The sequence below is a fragment of the Ruegeria sp. EL01 genome (assembly GCF_900313035.1).
In the GTDB taxonomy this organism is placed as follows: Bacteria; Pseudomonadota; Alphaproteobacteria; order Rhodobacterales; family Rhodobacteraceae; genus Ruegeria.
Genome location: NZ_OMPS01000041.1, coordinates 294,197 through 314,590, shown reverse-complemented (window position 1 = coordinate 314,590; position 20,394 = coordinate 294,197). Strand labels below are relative to the sequence as shown.

Annotated in this window: 23 protein-coding genes and 1 pseudogene; 15 read left to right on the top strand and 9 right to left on the bottom strand. The window is 58.6% G+C overall.

Annotation, left to right across the window (positions count from 1 at the left end; translation table 11 throughout):
* Positions 1-16: 16 nt before the first annotated feature.
* Complete coding sequence (locus D9K61_RS17490; protein ID WP_120634456.1) at positions 17-535, bottom strand: hypothetical protein; 519 nt, start codon at positions 533-535, stop codon at positions 17-19.
* Positions 536-622: 87 nt separating this feature from the next.
* Here D9K61_RS17490 and D9K61_RS17485 point away from each other — a divergent pair, with 87 nt between their 5' ends.
* Positions 623-1,153: a prolyl-tRNA synthetase associated domain-containing protein gene (locus D9K61_RS17485; protein ID WP_120634533.1), complete on the top strand. Its 531-nt coding sequence runs from the start codon at positions 623-625 to the stop codon at positions 1,151-1,153.
* Between the two features lie 8 nt (positions 1,154-1,161).
* On the opposite strand, the gene D9K61_RS17480 is transcribed toward D9K61_RS17485, so the two are convergent.
* Both D9K61_RS17480 and D9K61_RS17475 read right to left on the bottom strand, forming a co-directional pair.
* Positions 1,162-1,905, bottom strand: a complete 744-nt coding sequence (locus D9K61_RS17480) for an aspartate/glutamate racemase family protein (RefSeq protein ID WP_120634455.1) — start codon at positions 1,903-1,905, stop codon at positions 1,162-1,164.
* A 74-nt stretch (positions 1,906-1,979) separates the two neighbouring features.
* Positions 1,980-2,561, bottom strand: coding sequence for an FMN-dependent NADH-azoreductase (locus D9K61_RS17475; protein ID WP_120634454.1), 582 nt, complete (start codon positions 2,559-2,561; stop codon positions 1,980-1,982).
* A 121-nt stretch (positions 2,562-2,682) separates the two neighbouring features.
* On the opposite strand from D9K61_RS17475, the gene D9K61_RS17470 reads away from it, so the two are divergent.
* The 3 genes from D9K61_RS17470 to D9K61_RS17460 all read left to right on the top strand — a co-directional run bounded on the left by D9K61_RS17470 (position 2,683) and on the right by D9K61_RS17460 (position 4,992).
* Positions 2,683-3,561: a LysR family transcriptional regulator gene (locus D9K61_RS17470; protein ID WP_120634532.1), complete on the top strand. Its 879-nt coding sequence runs from the start codon at positions 2,683-2,685 to the stop codon at positions 3,559-3,561.
* The gene (locus D9K61_RS17465) at positions 3,558-4,472 is read left to right on the top strand and encodes a DMT family transporter (RefSeq protein ID WP_120634453.1); all 915 of its coding nucleotides are present in this window, start codon (positions 3,558-3,560) and stop codon (positions 4,470-4,472) included. Before D9K61_RS17470 ends, D9K61_RS17465 begins: the two co-directional genes overlap by 4 nt.
* 106 nt (positions 4,473-4,578) lie before the next feature.
* Positions 4,579-4,992 carry a universal stress protein gene (locus D9K61_RS17460; RefSeq protein WP_120634452.1) on the top strand — a complete coding sequence of 138 codons (414 nt, stop codon included), beginning with the start codon at positions 4,579-4,581 and terminating at the stop codon, positions 4,990-4,992.
* A gap of 7 nt (positions 4,993-4,999) precedes the next feature.
* Here the strand turns inward: D9K61_RS17460 and D9K61_RS17455 are convergent, their stop codons facing one another.
* The gene (locus D9K61_RS17455; RefSeq protein WP_120634531.1) at positions 5,000-5,335 is read right to left on the bottom strand and encodes a helix-turn-helix transcriptional regulator; all 336 of its coding nucleotides are present in this window, start codon (positions 5,333-5,335) and stop codon (positions 5,000-5,002) included.
* 231 nt (positions 5,336-5,566) lie between these two features.
* Here D9K61_RS17455 and D9K61_RS17450 point away from each other — a divergent pair, with 231 nt between their 5' ends.
* The 5 genes from D9K61_RS17450 to D9K61_RS17430 all read left to right on the top strand — a co-directional run bounded on the left by D9K61_RS17450 (position 5,567) and on the right by D9K61_RS17430 (position 8,146).
* Positions 5,567-5,899 (top strand): AtpZ/AtpI family protein, encoded by a 333-nt coding sequence (locus D9K61_RS17450; RefSeq protein ID WP_120634451.1) that lies wholly within the window; start codon positions 5,567-5,569, stop codon positions 5,897-5,899.
* A gap of 2 nt (positions 5,900-5,901) precedes the next feature.
* On the top strand, positions 5,902-6,669 hold the full coding sequence (locus D9K61_RS17445; protein ID WP_120634450.1) for a F0F1 ATP synthase subunit A: 768 nt from the start codon (positions 5,902-5,904) through the stop codon (positions 6,667-6,669).
* 48 nt (positions 6,670-6,717) lie between these two features.
* The gene (locus tag D9K61_RS17440; protein WP_005981269.1) at positions 6,718-6,942 is read left to right on the top strand and encodes a F0F1 ATP synthase subunit C; all 225 of its coding nucleotides are present in this window, start codon (positions 6,718-6,720) and stop codon (positions 6,940-6,942) included.
* An 86-nt stretch (positions 6,943-7,028) separates the two neighbouring features.
* On the top strand, positions 7,029-7,580 hold the full coding sequence (locus tag D9K61_RS17435; RefSeq protein WP_120634449.1) for a F0F1 ATP synthase subunit B': 552 nt from the start codon (positions 7,029-7,031) through the stop codon (positions 7,578-7,580).
* Positions 7,581-7,585: 5 nt separating this feature from the next.
* Positions 7,586-8,146, top strand: coding sequence for a F0F1 ATP synthase subunit B (locus D9K61_RS17430; protein ID WP_120634448.1), 561 nt, complete (start codon positions 7,586-7,588; stop codon positions 8,144-8,146).
* A 149-nt stretch (positions 8,147-8,295) separates the two neighbouring features.
* Here D9K61_RS17430 and D9K61_RS17425 read toward each other — a convergent pair whose 3' ends face one another.
* The gene (locus D9K61_RS17425; protein ID WP_120634447.1) at positions 8,296-9,066 is read right to left on the bottom strand and encodes a FadR/GntR family transcriptional regulator; all 771 of its coding nucleotides are present in this window, start codon (positions 9,064-9,066) and stop codon (positions 8,296-8,298) included.
* Between the two features lie 150 nt (positions 9,067-9,216).
* On the opposite strand from D9K61_RS17425, the gene D9K61_RS17420 reads away from it, so the two are divergent.
* The 5 genes and pseudogenes from D9K61_RS17420 (at position 9,217) to D9K61_RS27920 (ending at position 15,811) form a co-directional block, all read left to right on the top strand.
* Positions 9,217-10,416 carry a PLP-dependent aminotransferase family protein gene (locus D9K61_RS17420; RefSeq protein ID WP_120634446.1) on the top strand — a complete coding sequence of 400 codons (1,200 nt, stop codon included), beginning with the start codon at positions 9,217-9,219 and terminating at the stop codon, positions 10,414-10,416.
* Between the two features lie 58 nt (positions 10,417-10,474).
* A complete protein-coding gene (locus D9K61_RS17415) occupies positions 10,475-10,882 on the top strand; it encodes a hypothetical protein (RefSeq protein WP_120634445.1) in 408 nt (135 codons plus the stop codon).
* A 137-nt stretch (positions 10,883-11,019) separates the two neighbouring features.
* The gene (locus D9K61_RS17410; RefSeq protein ID WP_120634444.1) at positions 11,020-14,475 is read left to right on the top strand and encodes a chromosome segregation SMC family protein; all 3,456 of its coding nucleotides are present in this window, start codon (positions 11,020-11,022) and stop codon (positions 14,473-14,475) included.
* Positions 14,476-14,529: 54 nt separating this feature from the next.
* Complete coding sequence (locus D9K61_RS17405; RefSeq protein ID WP_120634443.1) at positions 14,530-14,880, top strand: hypothetical protein; 351 nt, start codon at positions 14,530-14,532, stop codon at positions 14,878-14,880.
* Between the two features lie 133 nt (positions 14,881-15,013).
* Positions 15,014-15,811: pseudogene (locus D9K61_RS27920) on the top strand (class II glutamine amidotransferase).
* Positions 15,812-15,814: 3 nt separating this feature from the next.
* Here the strand turns inward: D9K61_RS27920 and D9K61_RS17395 are convergent.
* Genes D9K61_RS17395 through D9K61_RS17385 form a run of 3 tightly spaced genes read right to left on the bottom strand, consistent with a single transcriptional unit; the run spans position 15,815 to position 18,870 of the window.
* Positions 15,815-16,978 carry a lytic murein transglycosylase gene (locus D9K61_RS17395; RefSeq protein ID WP_120634442.1) on the bottom strand — a complete coding sequence of 388 codons (1,164 nt, stop codon included), beginning with the start codon at positions 16,976-16,978 and terminating at the stop codon, positions 15,815-15,817.
* A 15-nt stretch (positions 16,979-16,993) separates the two neighbouring features.
* Positions 16,994-17,914, bottom strand: coding sequence for an adenosylcobinamide-phosphate synthase CbiB (gene cbiB, locus D9K61_RS17390; protein ID WP_120634530.1), 921 nt, complete (start codon positions 17,912-17,914; stop codon positions 16,994-16,996).
* Entirely contained in the window at positions 17,911-18,870 is a 960-nt protein-coding gene (locus D9K61_RS17385) for a threonine-phosphate decarboxylase (protein WP_120634441.1), read from the bottom strand. Before D9K61_RS17385 ends, cbiB begins: the two co-directional genes overlap by 4 nt.
* Before the next feature lie 184 nt (positions 18,871-19,054).
* On the opposite strand from D9K61_RS17385, the gene D9K61_RS17380 reads away from it, so the two are divergent.
* The gene (locus D9K61_RS17380) at positions 19,055-19,417 is read left to right on the top strand and encodes a response regulator transcription factor (RefSeq protein WP_120634440.1); all 363 of its coding nucleotides are present in this window, start codon (positions 19,055-19,057) and stop codon (positions 19,415-19,417) included.
* Here the strand turns inward: D9K61_RS17380 and D9K61_RS17375 are convergent.
* Positions 19,399-20,388, bottom strand: coding sequence for a glutathione S-transferase family protein (locus tag D9K61_RS17375; protein WP_120634439.1), 990 nt, complete (start codon positions 20,386-20,388; stop codon positions 19,399-19,401). The two genes, D9K61_RS17380 and D9K61_RS17375, sit on opposite strands and share 19 nt — an antisense overlap.
* Positions 20,389-20,394 lie beyond the last annotated feature (6 nt).

The following is a 20,394-nucleotide window of genomic DNA, read 5'->3' as shown; positions in this document are numbered from 1 at the left end:
GATGTTGGGGTGGCATTTAGGCGGATTGAATGTCCGAGTCAACCTTATGCGCTGGCAACCAGTCATTGATTGCCTCAACCAGCCGCGCAGAGTCCGACCCTTTGGTGTATCTTTTCAGAAGGGGATGCCGACCGGCGCTCATCCCCTGATCCAATACCAGAACCGGCCTGTGTTGGTTTGGGACCAAAATCGAGCCTTTGGGCATCGCGCTGTCCACCTCAGCATGGGAGACTTCAGACAGGGAATGGTCGATGACCTCATATCCGAATATTGATTTCTGTCGGATTTCCAGATTCCCTTTCGTGCGGTCAAAAATGACCTGCACGCGCCTGACAAATATGTGGAACGTCCAAAAGCCGAAGGCAGAACCAAAGATGATCATGGCCAGCCCATACAGCAGGGCCGTGCCTCCGGTAAACGTCAAAATAAGGCCCAGTGCGACAAAAATTAACGTGTTGAGGGCAAACAGAATTCCAAAAAACCAAGGCGTGTCGGTAAGGATCAGTTGGCTCGGAGTGCTGCGGGCGACTTTCATGGGCGCAGTCTAGCACTAAGGGTTTGACATGTCCCGCGCTTGAAATCTGTCGCCCGTTGCGCGATGAGCGCCGGACAGGAGGTTCTCATGGACGCATCATCGACTTTTCAGGATACATTGCCCGTCAGTTCCGATGCGCTTTTGGCGCGATTGGACGACTGGAACCTGCCTTATCGACTGTATACTCATGTGCCACTGCGCACTGTCGAAGATGCCAAGAGTGTTGAAGGACAACTCATGGTTCCGGGTGAGGACGCCCTGCGGCTCAAGAACCTGTATCTGCGTGACAAGAAAAAGCGAAACTACCTGGTGACACTGGAACAAAGCCGCGAGATCGACCTCAAGGCGCTGGGCGCCGAGCTTGGGGTGGGAAGCCTGTCATTTGGTTCGGCGGATCGCCTGTTTCAGAACCTCGGAATTCGCCCAGGCGCGGTCAGCCCGCTGGCGATGATCAACGGTGTACAAAACAACGTGCAGTTCTTCATGGATGCCGCCGCGCAGCAGGCAGATGTCATTTACATGCACCCGCTGGTCAATGATCGAACCGTCGCGATGGCGCGCGGGGATGTGATGGGGTTCTTAGATCGCATCAAATGCGACTTTAGCTGGTTGCCCTGAACCAAAACTCAGCTTTCGCCAAGCGCTTCCGTCAAAGCTGCGGCAACATGGGCCGCGGACGGATTCACAAATAGATGCCCCTCGGCCTCGAATACCGGATCATCCAGATGGTTGGGAAAGGCCAGCGGCAATTCGGTGCAGGCCAGCAAAATGGCGGTACCCGGCGCGGCGTGACGATTGCAATAGGCCACCAGTCGGTCGCGGGCGTTCGCGGACGCTCCGCCATAGAAATCCCTATCGATCATCGCCTGCATTTCGGCGATCTCGGGCTCGGGTAAGCGATTATTGGCGGTGATGCCTTCTTGCGCCAGACGGTCGGCATAGTTACGCGCCTGCATCGTGACCGTGGTTCCAAGAACCAGGGCATTGCGGGCTCCGGTGCTTGATGCAGCATCAGATGTTGCGTCGAAGATACTGATTATCGGCAACTGCACGCCTTGTCGAATGGCGTGCAGCCGTGCATGTGGCGTGTTGGATGCGATGATCGCAAAATCACAACCGGCGCTCTCCAAAACCAGCAGTGCGTCCCGAAACACGGTGTCAAAGGCGGTCCAGCTGTCCTCATCCCCTGCAACACCCCGCAATTCACGTGTTTTGGCCTGGGTAACGGATTCGATTGTCATGGGCGGAATTGGCAGCGGGGATGAGTAGCCGCGCTGCGAGAAATGTCGGCTCGCACCCTCGGCAATGGCTCGGTAATAGTCCACGGTCGATGCCCATCCGACCCCACCCAAAATCCCGATCTTCTTCATCGCTTACGTCCAATCTGCAGAACCGCTGTTTAGGCTCAGATTGGACGTTTCGTTTTGCAAAGGCCAGCACCGGATCAGGCGGCCAGTTCCGAGACGGCCCTATGGGCGTTCTTGACAGCGGTCTCAGCGTCCAGCGCCATTTGATCGGCTGCGATTACATCCACATGGTGGATTCCAATGAAACCCAGAACGTGTTTGGCGTATCCGGTAGCAAAATCGATTTCGGATCCCACTGCGGTGCCACCGGAGGCGATTGCCAGGACCGCGCGCTTGCCGTCCAGCAAGCCTTTGGGGCCGTTTTCCGTATAGGAAAAAGTCAGCCCCGCACGCGCCACCAGATCGATCCACGCTTTGAAGGCGGCGGGGACCGAAAAGTTGTAGATGGGCAAGCCGATAATGATGGTGTCGGACTTCTGGATTTCTTCCACAAGCTCATCCGACAGGGCCAGTTGGTCGCGCTGAACGGCGTCCCTTTGGTCTTCGGGGGCAAATTTGGCGGTGATCCAGTCTTCGGTCAGCAAGGGCAGAGGGCTGGCCAAATCGCGTCGGATGATGCGGTCAGCACCTAAGTGCTTGACGATGCGGTCGGAAAGATCGCGGGTTGCAGATCCGGTGCGTCGGGCAGAGGCGTCAATGTGAAGGATAGTTCTGGTCATGTTGTGGCGTCCTTTGAGGGGTTTGGTCGTTGTCTTCCCTTCAATATGAATGTTGCACTCACGAACAAAACTCGGATATATCAACAGTTACTGTTGGAAATTGCACAAAGACGGCACTGCCATGGACAATTGGGATGAAGTGAGAACCGCGTATCAGGTGGCGCGGATGGGAACGGTCAGCGGCGCCGCCGAAGTACTTGGCGTGCACCATGCCACCGTGATCCGCCACATCGACGCAATTGAGGCCCGGCTGGCCGTCAAACTGTTTCAGCGTCATGCGCGTGGCTATACGCCGACCGAGGCCGGGGAAGATCTGTTACGTGTGGCCCAGGCGACCGAGGATCAGTTCAACCAGCTAGTCGGTCGGATGAAGGGCCGTGGTGATGATGTCTCGGGCGAGTTGGTCGTGACCTCGCTGGCGTCATTGGCCCCTTTGATCGTGCCGACACTCAGCGAGTTTCAAAGAGCTCATCCCGATCTGATAGTGCGCTATTTGACCGGCGATCGCCTGTTCCGGCTGGAATATGGCGAGGCGCATGTGGCAATCCGGGCCGGGGCCGCACCGGATCAGCCCGACAACGTGGTGCAGCCGTTTATTTCGCAAGAGATCGGACTGTTTGCCAGCAAGGACTATATCGCGCGGCGCGGCAAACCTTCCGGTGTGGAGGATTTCGCTAACCACGCTTTTGTCGGCAACGATGATGAAAACAGTCGTGCACCTTTTTCGCGCTGGTTGCGCCAGAATGCGCCTTCGCAGGCAATTACGTTCCGCTGCTCGAACAACTTCACGGGTGGTGAGGCCGTGCGGGCCGGGGCCGGGATTGGATTCATGGCCCGTTGGGAAGCCGCCCGCCTCCCCGAGCTGGAAGAGGTCATGGAGCCCCTGCCGGAGTGGTCCGGCAAGCTGTGGCTGGTAACCCATGTCGATTTGCACCGCACAACCAAGGTGCAGGCTTTTTTGAAATACCTGAAAGAACAGGCCAAGGACTGGCTACCATGAGACCACAAGCGCGTGGCCATCTGGCCATGCTGGTGTTCTCGGCGCTGGTTGCGGGCAGTTTCTCACTTGGATCGATGATTGCCAATGAAATCGCCCCGGCCGCGTTGAATGCCGTTCGATTTGCCATCGCCGCAGTGGTGATCGGGTTTGCTGCACTGATGACGACAGGGGTGTCACGGGACGCCGTGCAAGCACCCTGGCGGTACCTCATATTGGGCGGCTTGTTTGCGACCTACTTCCTGCTGATGTTTTACGGCCTCAAGACGGCGCCGCCCGTCAGCGCAGCAGCAGTGTTTACCTTAACCCCGGTGATGTCCGCTGTCGCCGGTTGGTTTTTGTTGCGACAAATCACGACGCCGCGCATGGCATTGGCGCTGACAGTCGGGGCCATCGGAGCACTATGGGTGATATTTCGTGCCGACTGGCAGGTGTTCTATGCTTTTGAGATTGGCATGGGTGAATTCATCTACTTCTGCGGCTGCGCGGCGCATGCGGTCTACACACCGATGGTCCGGAAGCTGAACAGGGGTGAACCGGCGGTGGTGTTCACCTTTGGCACTTTGCTGGCCGGCTGTCTGTTGCTTGGTGTTTTCGGATGGTCCGATATAGTTGCAACCAATTGGGCCGCGCTGCCGGGCATTGTCTGGATTGGCCTTTTGTACCTGTCTTTCTTTGCCACCGCAGCTAGCTTTGTTCTGGTGCAGTTCGCCGCGTTGCGCCTGCCATCGGCCAAGGTCATGGCCTATACTTATCTGGTGCCCAGCTGGGTCATCCTGTGGGAGGTGGCACTCGGCAACGGCGTGCCGCCGGGGCTGATCATCATTGGCGTAGTGTTGACCATCATCGCTTTGCTGTTGCTGCTGAAAGACGAGATTTCGAGCTCTGTACCAACGCCAGGCATTTCTGATTGAAACTTGCTTTCCGGGCAGGTTCTCATCGCCGCAACCGCCTTTGAGGCAGATCAAGGCCATCACCAAGCGTCCCCTCTACCATCCTTTTGAGTAAGAGGAGAAAGCCATGTTTGACCACATCATGATCCCCGTTGATCTGCATATGCCGCCAGAGGTGCGCAAAGCCACAACAGTCGCGGCAGAGGTGGCCAAATGGCAGAATGCCAGGATCACCCTGGTCAGCGTGACCGGTACGCAACCCGGCGATGTCACCCAATCCGACTCGGCGATTGCCAAGGACCTTGCGGCGTTTGCCGACCAACTGGCCGAACAAAGCGGCTCGCAGGTGGACACACGTAACATCCATTCGGTTGACGTGGCTGCCGAAGTTGATGGTGATCTGACACGAGCTGCCGAGGAAATCGGCGCCGATCTGATCGTCGTGGGAACCCATGCACCGCGGATCACCGACTATATATTCTCTAGCCATGCGGGATATCTGGCCAAGCACGCTAAAGTTTCGGTGTTCGTGGTCAGATAGACTCAGCCTAAGTGTCTTCCGCAGCCGGAAGCTCAACTTCCAGAAACCGTTCGAACGCGTCCAGATTGACGGGTTCGAACTGACCAAACCCCTGCATCCAGACAGACGCAGCCCGCAAGGCGTCGGGTTCCAGCTTGCACCATTTTACACGTCCGCGTTTTTCCTGTGAAATCAGACCGGCCTTGGTCAGGATGACCAGATGTTTCGAGATTGCGGCCAGCGAGATATCGAACGGTTCGGCGACATCGGTCACGGCCATATCATCCTCTAGCAGCATCGCAAGAATGGCGCGTCGGGTCGGATCGGCAAGGGCGGCAAATACAGTGTCGAGATCTTTGGACATGCTTTTGCTGAACCACAGTGCCTGAGTTTGGTCAACCATTTGGTTGAATATACGATTTTGCGCGTTTGTAGCCGTGGCAGGGTGTTGTTGGCCTGAGTGGCCTTTGCTGGGTGTCGATTTAATCACCTAAAATCAATAGGTTGAACTGCGTCAATTGTGGCAGTCATTGGCGTTGACTCTGTGCCCCGCGCCCCTTAGCACCATGCCCAAGACTGTACGAGGGAAACGCCCGTGACCGATGATGACCAAAAGCAGCGTATGGCGCAGCTGGAGGCCAAGATCGCGGCGACGAAAAAGGCCCAAAAGCCCGAGACCCGTGCAGACGCCGACTTTTCCGGGGGCGAGCTTGCCTGGCGGATGGTCATTGAAATGGTATCCGGTCTGGGGATCGGATTTGGCATCGGATACGGGCTCGACAGCCTGCTCGGGACGCTCCCGATCTTTCTGGTGCTGTTTACATTGCTGGGTCTGGTCGCCGGGGTGAAGGTTATGCTCCGCAGCGCACAACAGGCTCAAGAGAAACAAACGGCGGCCGAGGCCACCGATAAGGACGAGAGGGATTGAACGTGGCGACTGAGACCACCGCAGCAGAAGGCAGCAGCCTGGTATTCCACCCGATGGATCAGTTCATCGTCAAAATCCCTGACTTTCTGGGCGGCGGTACGGATCTACAGTTCTATTCCATCACCAACGTTACAATTTGGTTGTTCTTTTCAGTTCTGGCGGTCGTCGGTCTGCTGGTTCTCAGTACGTCTAAACGTGCCATCGTGCCGTCTCGCATGCAGTCGGTGGCTGAACTGGCCTATGGTTTTATCTACAAGATGCTCGAAGACATCTGCGGTAAAGAAGGCATCAAATACTTCCCTTATGTCATGACCCTGTTCATGTTCATCGTGACCGCGAACTTCCTGGGTCTGATCCCGACATCGTTCACCACCACATCGCATTTCGCCGTGACCATTCCGCTGGCGCTGGCCGTGTTCCTGACCGTGACCATTTTGGGTTTCGTCAAGAACGGCGCCGCGTTCCTGGGTCTGTTCTGGGTGTCCAGCGCACCGCTGGCGCTGCGTCCCATTCTGGCCATCATCGAGCTGATCTCGTACTTCGTACGCCCCGTCAGCCACTCTATTCGTCTTGCCGGTAACGTCATGGCAGGCCACGCGGTTATCAAGGTGTTTGCAGGCTTCGCCGCAATCGCCGTGATCTCGCCCGTGTCCGTTCTGGCGATCACCGCAATGTACGGCCTCGAGGTCCTGGTGGCCTTCATTCAGGCCTACGTCTTCACCATTCTGACCTGTGTTTATCTGAAAGATGCGCTGCATCCGTCGCACTAAGGTCTGATACCCAAACATAGAAACTTCCAATTCGTAAGGAGAAACATCATGGAAGGCGATCTCGCACACATCGGCGCAGGCCTGGCAGCAATCGGTTCCGGCGCAGCCGCAATCGGGGTGGGCAACGTAGCAGGCAACTTCCTGGCCGGCGCCCTGCGCAACCCGTCGGCGGCTGCTTCGCAGACCGCAACCCTGTTCATCGGTATCGCATTCGCAGAAGCCCTGGGGATCTTTGCATTCCTGGTCTCGTTGCTGCTGATGTTCGCCGTCTAATCTGCGGAACCTGATCCTTACGCGCGGGTGGGCCCAAGCCATAGCGGCCCACCTGTTGTAAAGACAACGTTCCGACGGAGGACAACATGGCGACTGAACCCATTGCCGAAGAACTAGCTGGCTCGTGCGTCGACTCCTATGGTTCTGCCATCGGGATGCCACAGCTTTGCTTCGATTGGTTCCCCAACCAGATTTTCTGGCTGGTTATCACACTGGTCGTCATCTTTCTGGTCTTGTCCCGCGTGGCTCTGCCTCGCATCGCGGCAATCCTGGCGGAACGTCAGGGGACCATTACTAACGACCTGGCTGCAGCCGAAGACCTGAAAGCCAAGGCTGTTGAGGCTGAAGAGGCCTACAACAAGGTGTTGGCCGATGCCCGTACCGAGGCACAGCGGATCGCTGCCGAAGCTCGCGCTGAAATCCAGTCTGGTCTGGATGATGCGATTGCCGAGGCAGATTTGGAAATTGCTGCCAAAACGGCTGAATCGGAAAAGGCTATTGCCGACATCCGGGCCAGTGCGCTGGATAGCATTCAGGTGGTTGCCAAGGACACGGCAGCTGAACTGGTCACTGCACTGGGCGGCAAGGCAGATGCCAAAGCCATCGACAGTGTCGTTGACGCGCAGACGAAAGGATAAGTGACATGCGGAACACTCTTGCTCTTATCCTGACCATTGGTGCCGCCAGCCCTGCGCTGGCCGCGAGCGGCCCGTTCTTCTCGCTGGGCAACACCGACTTTGTCGTGCTGCTGGGCTTCATCGTCTTCATCGCGGTTCTGTTCTACTTCAAGGTCCCGGGGATGATTGGCGGTGCGCTGGACAACCGTGCCGAAGGCATCAAGTCCGAACTGGACGAAGCCCGCGCCCTGCACGAAGAAGCCCGCAGCCTGCTGGCCTCTTACGAGCGTAAGCAGCGCGAAGTTCAGGGTCAGGCGGACGCCATTGTTGCAGCCGCAAAAGAAGACGCAGTGCTTGCTGCCGAACAGGCCAAGGTTGATCTGGAACAATCCATTGCCCGCCGTTTGGCTGCGGCACAGGATCAGATCGCTTCGGCTGAAGCGTCGGCCGTCAAGGAAGTTCGCGATCAGGCCATCACCGTTGCGGTTTCTGCCGCCAACGCTGTGCTGGCCAAGCAAATGACCGCCGCGCAGGCAAATAAGCTGATCGACGATTCCATCGCGGATGTCGGTGAAAAGCTGCACTAATCGGCTGCATAATGATTAAGTAAAGACCCGAGAGCCTATGGCCCTCGGGTTTTTCTTTGTGTCAATGGTCCAGCCGCGATAGCGAATTGCGCAAGCCGGATCTGGATCTGCAAAGACCGGATGTGTCCCAGAGGTGCGCCTTAAATTCATCAGCTCTGTGTGGTTTCATGATCCAGACGCTGCTGCGCAATCGCTTCGTTCCGTGCAGCTTTCTGCTGATCCGCCATACAGCTTTCGACAAAACCGAGATGATGCTCGACGGCTTCACGTGCGCCCTTTGGATCACGGTCTTGCAATGCGTGGTTGATCGCGCGGTGCTGATCCAGAATGGCGTCGCGCGTCGTGCGTTGCTGGAACATCATCTGGCGATTGTAAAACACGCCCTTCTGCAAAAGATCGAACATGGACCGCATCATGTGCAGCATCACGACATTATGGCTGGCCTCGATGATGGCCATGTGAAACTGGGCGTCCAGATGGGCTTCTTCCTCGGTGGCGTTTCTGTCATGCGCAGCTTCCATTTTGTCGAAAATCGTCTGTACAACCTTAAGATCGCTCTCGGATCCAAGCCGCGTGGCGCGCTCGGCGGCCAGTCCTTCCATGTCCCGGCGGAACGACAGATAGTCGAACACTGCTTCGTCATGGTTGCTGAACAACTGTATCAATGCCGGGGAAAAGGCCGATCCAAGAACCTCGGCCACATAAATCCCGGACCCGGCCTTAGCAGTCAGCAACCCTTGATCCTGAAGGTCTGAAATCGCTTCGCGCAGCGACGGGCGCGACACCCCCATACGTTCGGCCAGTTCTCGTTCCGAAGGCAAACGTTCGCCTGGTCTCAGAATACCGCGCAGGATCAGCAGTTCAATCTGTCGGACGACGGCAAGAGAGAGTTTTTCGGTCTGAACTTTTTGGAAAGGCATGGTGATTTCCGAAATTGGTCAAATCATATGACCACGTAATCCGACCGTATTCAAGAAGGACGGGTCACATCGATTGAAACATTGGGTCAGCAATGTTGACTTTATTGTGCGCGTGCCTAGGCTGCCCCGAATTGAGATCGGAGGAGCCTCATGTCCCTGCACCCACTATATGCCACCCGGACCTCTCGGATGAAGGCGTCGGAGATCCGCGAGCTGCTTAAACTGCTCGACCAACCCGGCATCATTTCGTTTGCCGGAGGGATCCCGGACCCCAAGCTTTTTCCGGCGGAGGAGTTCGCTAAAGCCTATCAGACAGCGCTCGGATCCGAGAGCAAGGACCAGGCCCTGCAGTACTCCGTCAGCGAAGGGTATGCCCCTTTGCGTCAGTGGCTGGTGGATCATATGCGGCAGATTGGTGTGGAGTGTGGCATCGACAATGTGCTGATCACGTCGGGGTCTCAGCAGGCGCTGGACTATCTGGGTAAGCTGTTCTTGTCGCCTGGTGATACCGCTTTGGTGGGCTGGCCCACCTATCTCGGCGCGATCAATGCGTTTGACGCGTATGAACCGCGCTTTGATCAACTGAGTATCAATGGCAACCGGCGCGCTGCGGAATACACGGCGGCGGCCGGCGATGGTGCTGTCAAGTTTGCCTATCTCTCGGCAGATTTTGCTAACCCAACAGGTGAAACCGTCGACTTGCGGGGGCGAGAAGCCGTGCTCGATCTGGCCGAAGACCTGAACTGTGCGGTGATCGAGGATGGTGCCTATCAGGCCCTTCGGTATGACGGCGCGCCGATCCCGCCTATTCTGGCATTGGAACTGTCCCGAAAGGGATCGATCGAGGCGTGCAGGACCATCTATTGTGGCAGCTTTTCCAAAACGCTGTCACCGGGGTTGCGCGTAGGCTGGGTGGTCGCCGCCAAGCCGGTTATTTCGCAATTGGTTTTGATGAAACAAGCGTCGGATCTGCATTCAGCTACCATCAATCAGATGGCGGTGCATCAGGTGGCACAGACCTGCTTTGACACGCATGTGTCGATGTTGCGGACGGCCTACCGATCCCGAAGGGATGCGATGTTGTCGGCCCTGGAACAGTACATGCCGGACGGCGTGGAATGGACCAAACCCGAAGGCGGCATGTTTGTCTGGGTGACCTTGCCCAAAGGGATCAGCGGGGCTGATCTGCTGGCGCGTGCGCTGGATACGGTCAAGGTTGCCTTTGTTCCCGGTCGAGCGTTCCACCCCGACCAAAGCGGCTCCAATACCATTCGGCTGAGCTTTTCGAATTCCGACGAGGAGAAGATTCGAGAAGGGGTGCGCCGGCTGGGCGATCTGTTGCGGACCTGACCGTAGGAACCAGAAAACCGGAAAGGTTCTGTTAACCAAATTGCCGCAAAGCTGCAGCATGATCCGGTTTCTCGCCCCTCTGCTGTTGACCGCATGTTCCGCGGGCACGCCCCATTTCCACGACGTGCCCGCAACCCGCGTGGCCGTCAACGGCAGCGTGTTCGACATACGTGTACGCGGCGAACTGGCTGAGGCGGTGCGCGTGAACTCTCAGTACGCCCCGAGGCTCGGGCCAATTCGCGACCGGGCGGCATTGGCGATGGCTCAGGTGTCGGGCTGTCCGATACTGGATGTACTAGGCGACGCAGCGGTGACCGTTGGGGTCTTGGGTTGTGATCGTAGGGCGGGGGAACAGTTATTGCTGACGGCCGTGTCGACACCAAACTACGAATGTATCGACTTTGGCCTTTACGAAGGTGATGGCAAGAATGATGGGTACCAGGTGTTTGAATGCACACCTTATTGAACCGCGTTTTCCTGCTCATATCGCCAAGATGTTGTGGATAACTCGGCTCAATATCCCATATCCTGCGTATCTTCGTTGACTCACCCCAATCCCTTGCGCAGACTTCTTTGACGTAGGAATCATGGGATCCGCCGCCTTTGCGCTTTAGCAAACTCAAACTGACCGGCTTCAAAAGCTTTGTTGACCCGACCGATCTGATCATCGCGGACGGGTTGACCGGTGTGGTGGGCCCAAATGGCTGCGGCAAGTCCAACTTGCTGGAGGCTCTGCGCTGGGCCATGGGCGAAAATCGCCCCAAATCCATGCGTGGCGGCGCGATGGAAGATGTGATCTTTGCGGGCGCAGCCACCCGTCCGGCCCGCAACTTTGCCGAGGTTGTCCTGACCATGGACAACTCGGAACGGTTGGCCCCCTCAGGTTTTAACGACAGTGACCAGCTTGAGATTGTGCGCCGCATCACCCGCGATGTGGGCAGCGCCTACAAGACCAATGGCAAGGACGTCCGCGCCCGCGATGTTCAGATGTTGTTTGCCGATGCCTCGACGGGCGCGCACTCGCCCGCGTTGGTCGGGCAGAACCGCATTGCTGAGTTGATCAATGCCAAACCCCGCTCTCGTCGTCGTATTCTGGAAGAAGCTGCGGGAATTTCAGGTCTGTATCAGCGACGCCACGAAGCGGAACTGAAACTGAAGGGCACAGAATCCAACCTGACCCGGGTTGACGACGTGTTGGAGCAGTTGGGGACGCAGTTGGCGCAGCTCGCCCGTCAGGCTCGTCAGGCCGCGCGCTACCGTGAGATTGGTGAGCAGCTGCGGCAGGCCGAGGGAATGTTGCTTTACCGTCGCTGGAAGGAGGCCGATATGGCCCGCCAGCAGGCCGAAGACAAGCTGCGCGAACGGATCACCGAAGCCTCGCGCGCCGAGGCTGAGGCCCGCGCTGCCGGTGCCAAACGGGTTGAGATCGAAGAGGCCCTGCCGCCCCTGCGCGAAGAAGAGGCTATCGCCGCCGCCGTCCTGCAACGCCATCAGGTGCAGCGCGACCAGATGTCTGATCAGGAGACCCGTGCGCGTCAGACGATCGAGACACTGACCAATCGTATTCAACAGCTCGGCAACGATATCGAACGTGAAACCGGGCTGAACCGCGACGCGGGCGAGATGATCGAACGGCTGGAATGGGAAGCGCGCGAACTGGCCAAGGCGGCCGAAGGGCACGAGGATAAAGTGGCCGAAGCTGCAGAAGTCGCACGCGAGGCGGCCTCGATCCTGCAGGAACGCGAAGATCATCTGTCGCAGGAAACCGAAGATACAGCCCGCCTTGTTGCGCGCCACCAGTCGGCGCAACGTCTGGTCGAGGACAGTCGCAAGACGCTGGACCGTTCGGAAGGTGAAGAGGTCAAGGCGCGGACTGCGGTGGAAGAGGCACGCGGCGCGTTGACCCGCGCCAGCGAGGCGTTTGACACCGCGCAAGATGGCGAAGAAGAAGCCCGCGAAGCAGCAGAAGCTGCCGAAGAAGCACTGGCCGCCGCAGATGAATTGCGCAACGAAACGCAAGCCCGCGAAGCCGAGGCGCGGGCGCAACGGTCTGAGGCCGAAGGCGAGTTGGGCGCGATCCGCGCCGAGACCACGGCGCTGGCGAAATTGGTAGAACGCGATACTGCTGAGGGTGGGCAGGTGCTTGATATGCTGCGTGTGGCGCCCGGATATGAAAAGGCACTGGGCGCGGCACTCGCTGACGATCTGCGCGCGCCGCTGGTCGAAGGTGATGGCCCGTCTGGCTGGGTTCAAATGGCCGGCTATGACGCCGACCAATCACTGCCGGACGGGGCGGAGCCCCTGGCCCTGCATGTCTCGGGTCCTGATCGCCTCAGCCGCCGGATCGCGCAGATCGGGCTGATCGACGCGGATCAGGGCGCACGATTGCAGGCCGCGTTGAAGCCGGGACAGCGTCTGGTCTCGCGGTCCGGCGATCTGTGGCGTTGGGACGGGTTCCGCGCCTGGGCCGAGGATGCACCAAGTGCAGCTGCCCTGCGGCTGGAACAGCTCAACAAGCTCGAAGCGCTGAAACAAGAACTGACCCGCACCGAAGCACAGGCCGGTGGCGCCCGCGCCGCGCATGAGGCGCTGTCGCAGCAACTGTCGGAAGTCACCGAAGCTGACCGCCGCGCGCGCGAGGCGCGCAGGGCTGCTGATCAGCGTATGGCCGAAACGGCCCGCGCGCTCAGCCGGGCCGAAGCGGATCGCAATCTGGCACAAGGCAAGCTCGAAAACCTGACCCTTGCCGTGGACCGCCACAAGGAAGACGCCATGTCCGCCCGTGCGCAACTGCGCGAGGCCGAGGGCGCGCTGACAGGCTTGGGCGATCTTGATAGCGCCCGCGCGCAGGTTGAAGACATAAAGCAAACGGTCGAGGCCGCGCGGATCACGATGCTGACCCACCGCTCGACCCATGATGAGCTGCGCCGCGAAGCCGAGGCCCGCACCCGGCGGAATCAAGAGGTGACGAAAGACCTCAGCGGCTGGCGGCACCGGTTGGAAACGGCCGAAAAGCGCATTTCGGAACTGGCCGAACGCAAGGAAAGCTCCGAAGAGGAACTGACCGAGGCGATGGCCGCGCCCAGCGAAATCGCCGAAGCGCGCGAAGAGTTGAACGAGCTGATCGAAACGGCTGAAGCCCGCCGCGCCGAGGCCGCCGACAAGCTGTCCCTGGCCGAAACACAGCAGCGCGAGGTTGTGTTGGCCGAGCGAGAAGCTGAGCGTCTGGCCTCGGAAGCGCGCGAAACCCGGGCTGCGGCGGAAGCGCGCTGTGACGCCGCCAAGGAAAGTGTCGTGGCCGCTGCCGAACGTATTGCGGAAGACCAGCAACTGACACCCAATCAACTGCTGAACCAACTGGATGTGAACCCGGATCAGATGCCCGACGCCGATGCGCTCGAAGCGGAAGTGAACCGCCACAAACGCCAGCGTGATGCCATGGGTGCGGTGAACTTGCGGGCGGAAGAAGATGCCAAAGAGGTTCAGGAAGAATTCGACAACCTGAGCAGCGAAAAGGCTGACCTGGAAGAGGCGATCAAAGCCCTGCGCAGCGGCATCGCCAGCCTCAACCGCGAAGGCCGCGAGCGTCTGTTGACGGCGTTTGAGCAGGTGAACTCGAACTTCGCCATGCTGTTCAAGCACCTGTTCGGGGGTGGTGAGGCCAATCTGGTCATGGTCGAAAGCGACGATCCGCTGGATGCGGGCCTTGAGATCATGTGCCAGCCACCGGGCAAGAAACTCTCGACCCTCAGCCTGCTGTCAGGCGGTGAACAAACCCTGACGGCCACGGCGCTGATCTTTGGCGTCTTCCTCGCCAACCCCGCGCCAATCTGTGTGCTGGACGAGGTCGACGCGCCCCTGGATGACGCCAACGTCACCCGCTTCTGCGATCTGTTGGATGAGATGTGCCGCCAGACGGACACGCGCTTTCTGATCATCACCCACCACGCAGTGACGATGGCGCGGATGGACCGTTTGTTCGGTGTGACGATGCAGGAACAGGGCGTCAGTCAGTTGGTCTCGGTCGACCTGAAGAAAGCCGAGCAGATGGTCGCCTGATCGATCACTGCAACGTTATGCCCGTTTTGCCGTAGACCGGGTTAGGGTGGCGGTATGATCCGATTGCTTATCCTCGCTATGTTTGTTGCCACGCCGCTTGGGGCTGCCGAGTGGTTGACCAAACCCGGTGACATGCCGCTGAACCCGCAAGAGTTGGACGGATTGGCAGGCCGTACACTGACATTCTACGACGATGGTCAATCAAAGTTTTCAGCGGGTGGAGCCTATTCCTACACTTATGCCAGTGGAGAATCTGCATTCGGAACTTATAGTATTGCCGAGGATGGCAGCGTCTGCATCCAGTACCGCAACGGGTTCAATCGTTGTGACCTATATGTGCGCAGCAGCGACCGTTTGATCTTGATAAATGCAAAGGGTGAGCGCTTTCCGGTGCGGCCCGAGTAATTAGTCGAAAAAATGGCCTTTTGCGCTATCAAACGATAGAAATATGTAAAAATCCTGACAAAAATTGGTGACTATTTCGCCCGTTTGACGGGCATATTGCTGCAAACCTGAAACAACATGTGGGGTAAGGCTGATGTGCCGATTTCTGGCTTGGGTGGGCGCAAAACGCTATCTGGACGAACTTGTAATGAACCAGGAGCAATCGCTTGTCATTCAAAGCCGGAATGCCCTAATCGGAAAAACGCCGATCAACGCGGATGGGTTTGGTCTTGCTTGGTACTCTGACCGCACGACGCCGTGTTTTTATAAGGATACGAACCCAGCTTGGTCAGATGCCAACCTCAAGCAGCTGACACACCACACCCAGTCGCATCTGTTCCTGGCGCATGTCCGCGCGTCCACGGGCACGGCCACGTCGCGCAACAACTGCCATCCCTTTGGCGTTGGAAAATGGAGCTTTATGCATAACGGGTAGGCCGGCGGCCATGACCGTATCCGCCAGGAATTGGATGGGATGATCCCTGCAGATCTGTACGGGCATCGGCTTGGGGCGACAGAAAGCGAAGCGATTTTCCTGATTGCCCACGGTGAAGGTCTGGATGGTGAACCGCTCGCAGCGATGGAACGCGCGGTCGAACGTGTGGAAGCGCTGGCACGAGAACGGGGAACGCTGCCCTATCTTCGGTTCGCGGCGTGTTGGTCGGATGGGGACCGGCTGTTTGCAGCCCGATACGCCTCGGACCGTTTCGCGCCAAGCCTGCACTACAGGACCTGCGATGACGGCATCATCGTTTCATCCGAGCCGCTGGATGCAAATAGCGGTGAATGGACCGAGATTCCGGCCAATACAGCGATCGAAACACGCGGCAGTTCCCTGAAAATGCACCCGTTTGAACCAAACGCGCAATACTGCCGCGCGGACGTCGCCTAGCCGTTACAGCTGGTTCAAAAGCTCTGCGGTTGGCCACGCATCGGCGGGCAGGCCCAGCCGGGCTTGCTCAGCCTGCACCGCAGCCCGTGTACCAGCACCCAATATGCCGTCGATCTTGCCCACATCATACCCCCGGCCTTGCAGCTTGGACTGCAATTGCTTCATTTGCGCCCCGGACAAGCCCTGCGCCGGGTTGCCCGCATCATAGACCTGCGCACCTTCCAGCCGCGTTCCGAAGTAGGCTGCGGTCAGAACATAGACGAAGCTCTGGTTCCATTCGAAATAGACATCGAAATTCGGGTAGGCCAGAAAGGCCGGTCCCTTGTGGCCCTGCGGCAGGATTAGCGAAGCTGGCAGGTTGGGCAGGGATCCGTCGCGCGCCGAAACCCCCAGCGCTTGCCAGTCGGATACCGAACGCGGTTTGCCGGGGCCGGACAAAGACCAATCCATCTTGGCAGGCACCGTCACCTCCTGCAGCCAAGGCTGACCGGGTTGCCACCCTAGATGCGACAGCATCTTTGCCCCCGACATCAACGCATCCGGCGCTGAGGTTTTCAGCGACACCGTGCCGTCGCCATCGCCATCGACGCCATTTTCCAGTATGTCGCGCGGCAGCATTTGGACCATGCCAATCTCTCCGGCCCAGGCGCCGGTTGTGCGGTTGGGATCGAAATTGCCCTGCTCAAACAACTCCACGGCGGCAAAGATCTGAGGGCGGAACAGCTCGGGGCGGCGGCAGTCATGCGCCAGTGTTACCAGCGCGTTGCGGGTGTTGAAGTCGCCCTGAAACGCGCCATAATCCGTTTCAAAGGCCCAGAAAGCCAGCAAAACACCGCGTGAAATTCCATACTGCGATTCGATCTGGTCAAACACCGCGTCGTACTTGCGGGACATGGAGTGCCCCCGGTCGATCCGGTTTTGCGAGATCAGTCGGCGTGAGAAATCGATAAAGGGTTTCTGGAACACCCCTTGCGCCCGATCCGCCTGCAGCACTTTGCCATCCTGCTGAACGCCTTTGAAAAAGGTATTCACGCTGGATTTGTCGTATCCCTGTTGCACCGCTTCGGATTTCAGCCCTTTGACAAACTGATTAAAGCCGCCGCCGCATTGGGACAGGGCAGGTGAGGCGAACAGGGCGGCGGCAACAAAGCCAGAGATAAGGCGCATGGGCAGGCGGGTCCTTCAGAAAACCAGGTTGATCACAACCCACACCGACAAGAGCGCAAGTGCAAGCCCCCAGACCTTCCATAACATGTCGCATGCGCGAAAAACCTCGTATGCGCCGATGTTGCGCGGGGCGTCGCCGTTAACCCAGGCCAGATCACGCATCTGCCCGTCATAGCTGCGGGGCCCGGCCAATGCGACGTTCAGCGCGCGGGCCATCGCCGCCTCGGGCCAGCCCGCATTGGGCGAGATATGCTTGCGCGCGTCGCCCAGAATATCCGACCACCGTCCCCACTGACCGGACAGCGCGACGATCATCACGCAGGTCAGTCGGGCCGGTATCAGGTTCAGCAGATCGTCTACCCTAGCCGAGGCCCAGCCGAATTCGCGATACCGCTCGGTACGATAGCCGATCATACTGTCGGCGGTGTTCACGGCCTTGTACACAAGTAAACCCGGCAGCCCAGCAATCAGAAACCAGAAAGCAGGCGCAACAACACCGTCGCTCAGGTTCTCGGCGGCGCTTTCGATCGCAGACCGGGCAACCTGCGTCTCGGACATATCGGTTGTATCGCGGGATACGATCCGGGCAACCATGGCGCGCCCTTCAGGCAACGACGCGCGCAGCCCGTCGCCCACATCCCGCACATGGGTGACCAGTGATTTCTGCGCCAGCAGGATGGCGCAGACAATGATCTCGATCAGCGATCCGAACAGGGTCAGAAACTGGCCGAGCGCGCAGGCCACCAAAACCAACAGCATCAGAACGACAACACCTTTGATCCGCCGCTGCCCAGAGTGATTGAGCCGTTTTTCCAGCCAGCCGATCCCCTGGCCAATCAGAACGGCGGGATGGCGCAGGCGTGACCACAGCCAGTCCGGTTCCCCTAATGCGGCGTCCAGACACATGGCGCAGACCAGCAGCAGAGCCACACTCAAAGCGCGGCCTCCAGCCGCTGCCACCCGTCAGTCGGGGGCAGGCCAAGGCGCAGGTAGGTCGCAGAGTACGGAAAGACCCGGCTCCAAATATGGGCGCGGGCCAGCCGGGTCTGCCAATCTGTGGCGCTGTCGACCTGATACAGACGGAAAAGCGATGTGCCGCCAACCAGAGCCGCACCTTGACGCGTCAGCAAGGCGTCCAAGCGGTCTGCATCCTTTGCCAGCTGCGTTCGGGTTTTCTCGGCCCAGATAGTATCCAGCAGGGCTTCAGTTCCAATCCGCAAAGCTGGCCCTGAAACAGCCCAGGGCCCGGTCAGATCATTGAGGCGCGCTATCAACTCGGGCCGACCAATAGCAAACCCAAGCCGCATCCCGGCAAGGCCCCAGAACTTGCCAAAGCTTTTCAACACGACCACACCCGATTTCTCAGCCAGATGAATCAACGACGCATCGGGTGACACGTCGCAGAAGCTTTCATCAATGATTGTCAAAGGCGCGTTTGCGTCTGCCTGCTGCCAGATCCGCCCATCCGGGTTGTTGGGGTGCACAATGACACGCGCCTCGGCAGGACCAGTATCCTGAACGCTCCATCCTTGGGCGGCAAATGCGGCCGCATGTTCATTATAGGTTGGGGTGTTGATTTGCACGCGGCCTGCCGTGGCAAGGGTTGGAACGCGTGCGATGATAGCTGACGCACCAGGCGCGGGTAAAATCGCAGCACCTGCTGGGACAGACCAGAACCGACGCGCGGCATCGGTCAGCCTTTCAAACGCGCCGTGATCTGGCAGTTCCATCCAGTCAGAGGCCTGTAACCCCGCGACGCCATAGGGGTGGGGATTGATCCCGGTGGACAGATCTATCCAATCCGCCCGCGTTCCGCCAAAGCGTTTGATCGCCCCATCCAGGCCGCCGCCATGATCGCGCCGGGTGCGGGGGTCTAAGTCGTCATCGTTCATTTGCACAATCCGGCCAAAACGCGGGTTTTGGACTGCTTCAAGCGGATTTCTGCCGTTTTGACAAGCAAATCTGTGTGATTAGGGACGGCTGCGACCATCGTTAACACTTTGTTAAGGAAATCACGGGATCACGGTCCACGGGGGTCGGCACCACTCACCATACCAAGTGCCGAGGTTGTTGCAAATGAAAGTTCTGATTGTTGAGAGTAACCCCGACCTAGGTCAGGTCTGGAAAAGACATCTGGAAAGGCAAGGCGCCGATGTTGAGTTGGTGCCGGGCCAAGAGGCTGCGATCCTTGCGCTATACGGGACGGCCTTTGAGATTATCGTGCTGGATCTGGTTCTGGAAACCGGCAGCGCCTTGGCTGTTGCCGATTTCGCCAGCTATCGCCGCCCCGACGCCCGGGTGATTTTCGTCACCAACACAACGTTTTTCTCGGACGGCTCGATCTTTGCCCACAGCCCCAATGCCTGCGCCTATGTGCAAAGCGGTACGCCGCCCGAGGATCTGGCGGCGTTGGTGGAACATTACGCAGCAGGTCGCTGACCGCGCCCATGCGGCTCCATGTAATCCAGCACCGGATTGACCGGGATGATCCGGTTCGGATTGATGCTGTCATGGCTGTAGTGATAATGGCGCACGATATGGTTTAAATTCACCGTCTCTGCGACGCCCGGCCACTGATACAGCTCTCGTGTATAGGCCCAGAGGTTCGGGTAATCTATCAGCCGCCGCAGGTTGCATTTGAAATGCAGGTGATAGACCGGATCAAAACGGATCAACGTTGTGAATAGCCGCCAATCCGCCTCGGTCACGCGATCCCCTATAAGATAGCGGTTCGAGCTTAGGCGATCTTCCAACCAGTCCAGCGTGTCGAACAGTGGATGCACGGCGGCGTCATAGGCGTCTTGCGAGGTTGCGAAACCGGATTTGTAGACCCCGTTGTTGACGTCGGAATAGATGCGGGCATTGACCTCTTCGATCTGATCGCGCATCGCCTCGGGCCAGTAGTCATCGGTGTTGCCAGTGATGCCGTTAAAGGCCGAATTGAACATGCGGATGATTTCCGAGCTTTCGTTCGACACGATGGTGTCCTGCTGTTTGTCCCACAGGATCGGCACGGTTACGCGACCCGAATAGGCAGGATCGGCCTTGGTATAGACCTGATGCGCAAAGCCCTGGCCATACAGCGTATCACCGGTCGCACCATCGGCGTCTGTCTCGAACGTCCAACCCTTGTCCAACATGTCAGGATGCACGACCGAGACCGAGATCAGGTCGCTGAGGCCCTTCAACTCGCGAAAGATCAACGTGCGATGCGCCCAGGGGCAGGCATGGCTGACGTAAAGATGATAGCGCCCCGGTTCCGCCTTGAACCCGCCCTTGCCCGAGGGGCCGGGGCTGCCATCTGCGGTCAGCCAGTTGCGAAACTGCGCAGCGCTGCGTTTGAACGCCCCGCCAGTGGACTTGGTGTCATACCAGGTGTCGTGCCATTTTCCGTCGACCAGCAGGCCCATATCAAT

Bases quoted from the DNA above. Each gene is read 5' to 3' on its own strand.
- D9K61_RS17435 (WP_120634449.1), top strand. From the start codon at position 7,029: ATGGCGACTGAACCCATTGCCGAAGAACTAGCTGGCTCGTGCGTCGAC.
- D9K61_RS17385 (WP_120634441.1), bottom strand. From the start codon at position 18,870: ATGAACGATGACGACTTAGACCCCCGCACCCGGCGCGATCATGGCGGC.
- D9K61_RS17460 (WP_120634452.1), top strand. From the start codon at position 4,579: ATGTTTGACCACATCATGATCCCCGTTGATCTGCATATGCCGCCAGAG.
- D9K61_RS17470 (WP_120634532.1), top strand. From the start codon at position 2,683: ATGGACAATTGGGATGAAGTGAGAACCGCGTATCAGGTGGCGCGGATG.
- D9K61_RS17420 (WP_120634446.1), top strand. From the start codon at position 9,217: ATGTCCCTGCACCCACTATATGCCACCCGGACCTCTCGGATGAAGGCG.
- D9K61_RS17375 (WP_120634439.1), bottom strand. From the start codon at position 20,388: ATGGGCCTGCTGGTCGACGGAAAATGGCACGACACCTGGTATGACACC.
- D9K61_RS17465 (WP_120634453.1), top strand. From the start codon at position 3,558: ATGAGACCACAAGCGCGTGGCCATCTGGCCATGCTGGTGTTCTCGGCG.
- D9K61_RS17395 (WP_120634442.1), bottom strand. From the start codon at position 16,978: ATGCGCCTTATCTCTGGCTTTGTTGCCGCCGCCCTGTTCGCCTCACCT.
- D9K61_RS17480 (WP_120634455.1), bottom strand. From the start codon at position 1,905: ATGAAGAAGATCGGGATTTTGGGTGGGGTCGGATGGGCATCGACCGTG.
- D9K61_RS17490 (WP_120634456.1), bottom strand. From the start codon at position 535: ATGAAAGTCGCCCGCAGCACTCCGAGCCAACTGATCCTTACCGACACG.
- D9K61_RS17440 (WP_005981269.1), top strand. From the start codon at position 6,718: ATGGAAGGCGATCTCGCACACATCGGCGCAGGCCTGGCAGCAATCGGT.
- D9K61_RS17425 (WP_120634447.1), bottom strand. From the start codon at position 9,066: ATGCCTTTCCAAAAAGTTCAGACCGAAAAACTCTCTCTTGCCGTCGTC.
- D9K61_RS17475 (WP_120634454.1), bottom strand. From the start codon at position 2,561: ATGACCAGAACTATCCTTCACATTGACGCCTCTGCCCGACGCACCGGA.
- D9K61_RS17380 (WP_120634440.1), top strand. From the start codon at position 19,055: ATGAAAGTTCTGATTGTTGAGAGTAACCCCGACCTAGGTCAGGTCTGG.
- D9K61_RS17455 (WP_120634531.1), bottom strand. From the start codon at position 5,335: ATGTCCAAAGATCTCGACACTGTATTTGCCGCCCTTGCCGATCCGACC.
- D9K61_RS17430 (WP_120634448.1), top strand. From the start codon at position 7,586: ATGCGGAACACTCTTGCTCTTATCCTGACCATTGGTGCCGCCAGCCCT.
- D9K61_RS17405 (WP_120634443.1), top strand. From the start codon at position 14,530: ATGATCCGATTGCTTATCCTCGCTATGTTTGTTGCCACGCCGCTTGGG.
- D9K61_RS17485 (WP_120634533.1), top strand. From the start codon at position 623: ATGGACGCATCATCGACTTTTCAGGATACATTGCCCGTCAGTTCCGAT.
- D9K61_RS17415 (WP_120634445.1), top strand. From the start codon at position 10,475: ATGATCCGGTTTCTCGCCCCTCTGCTGTTGACCGCATGTTCCGCGGGC.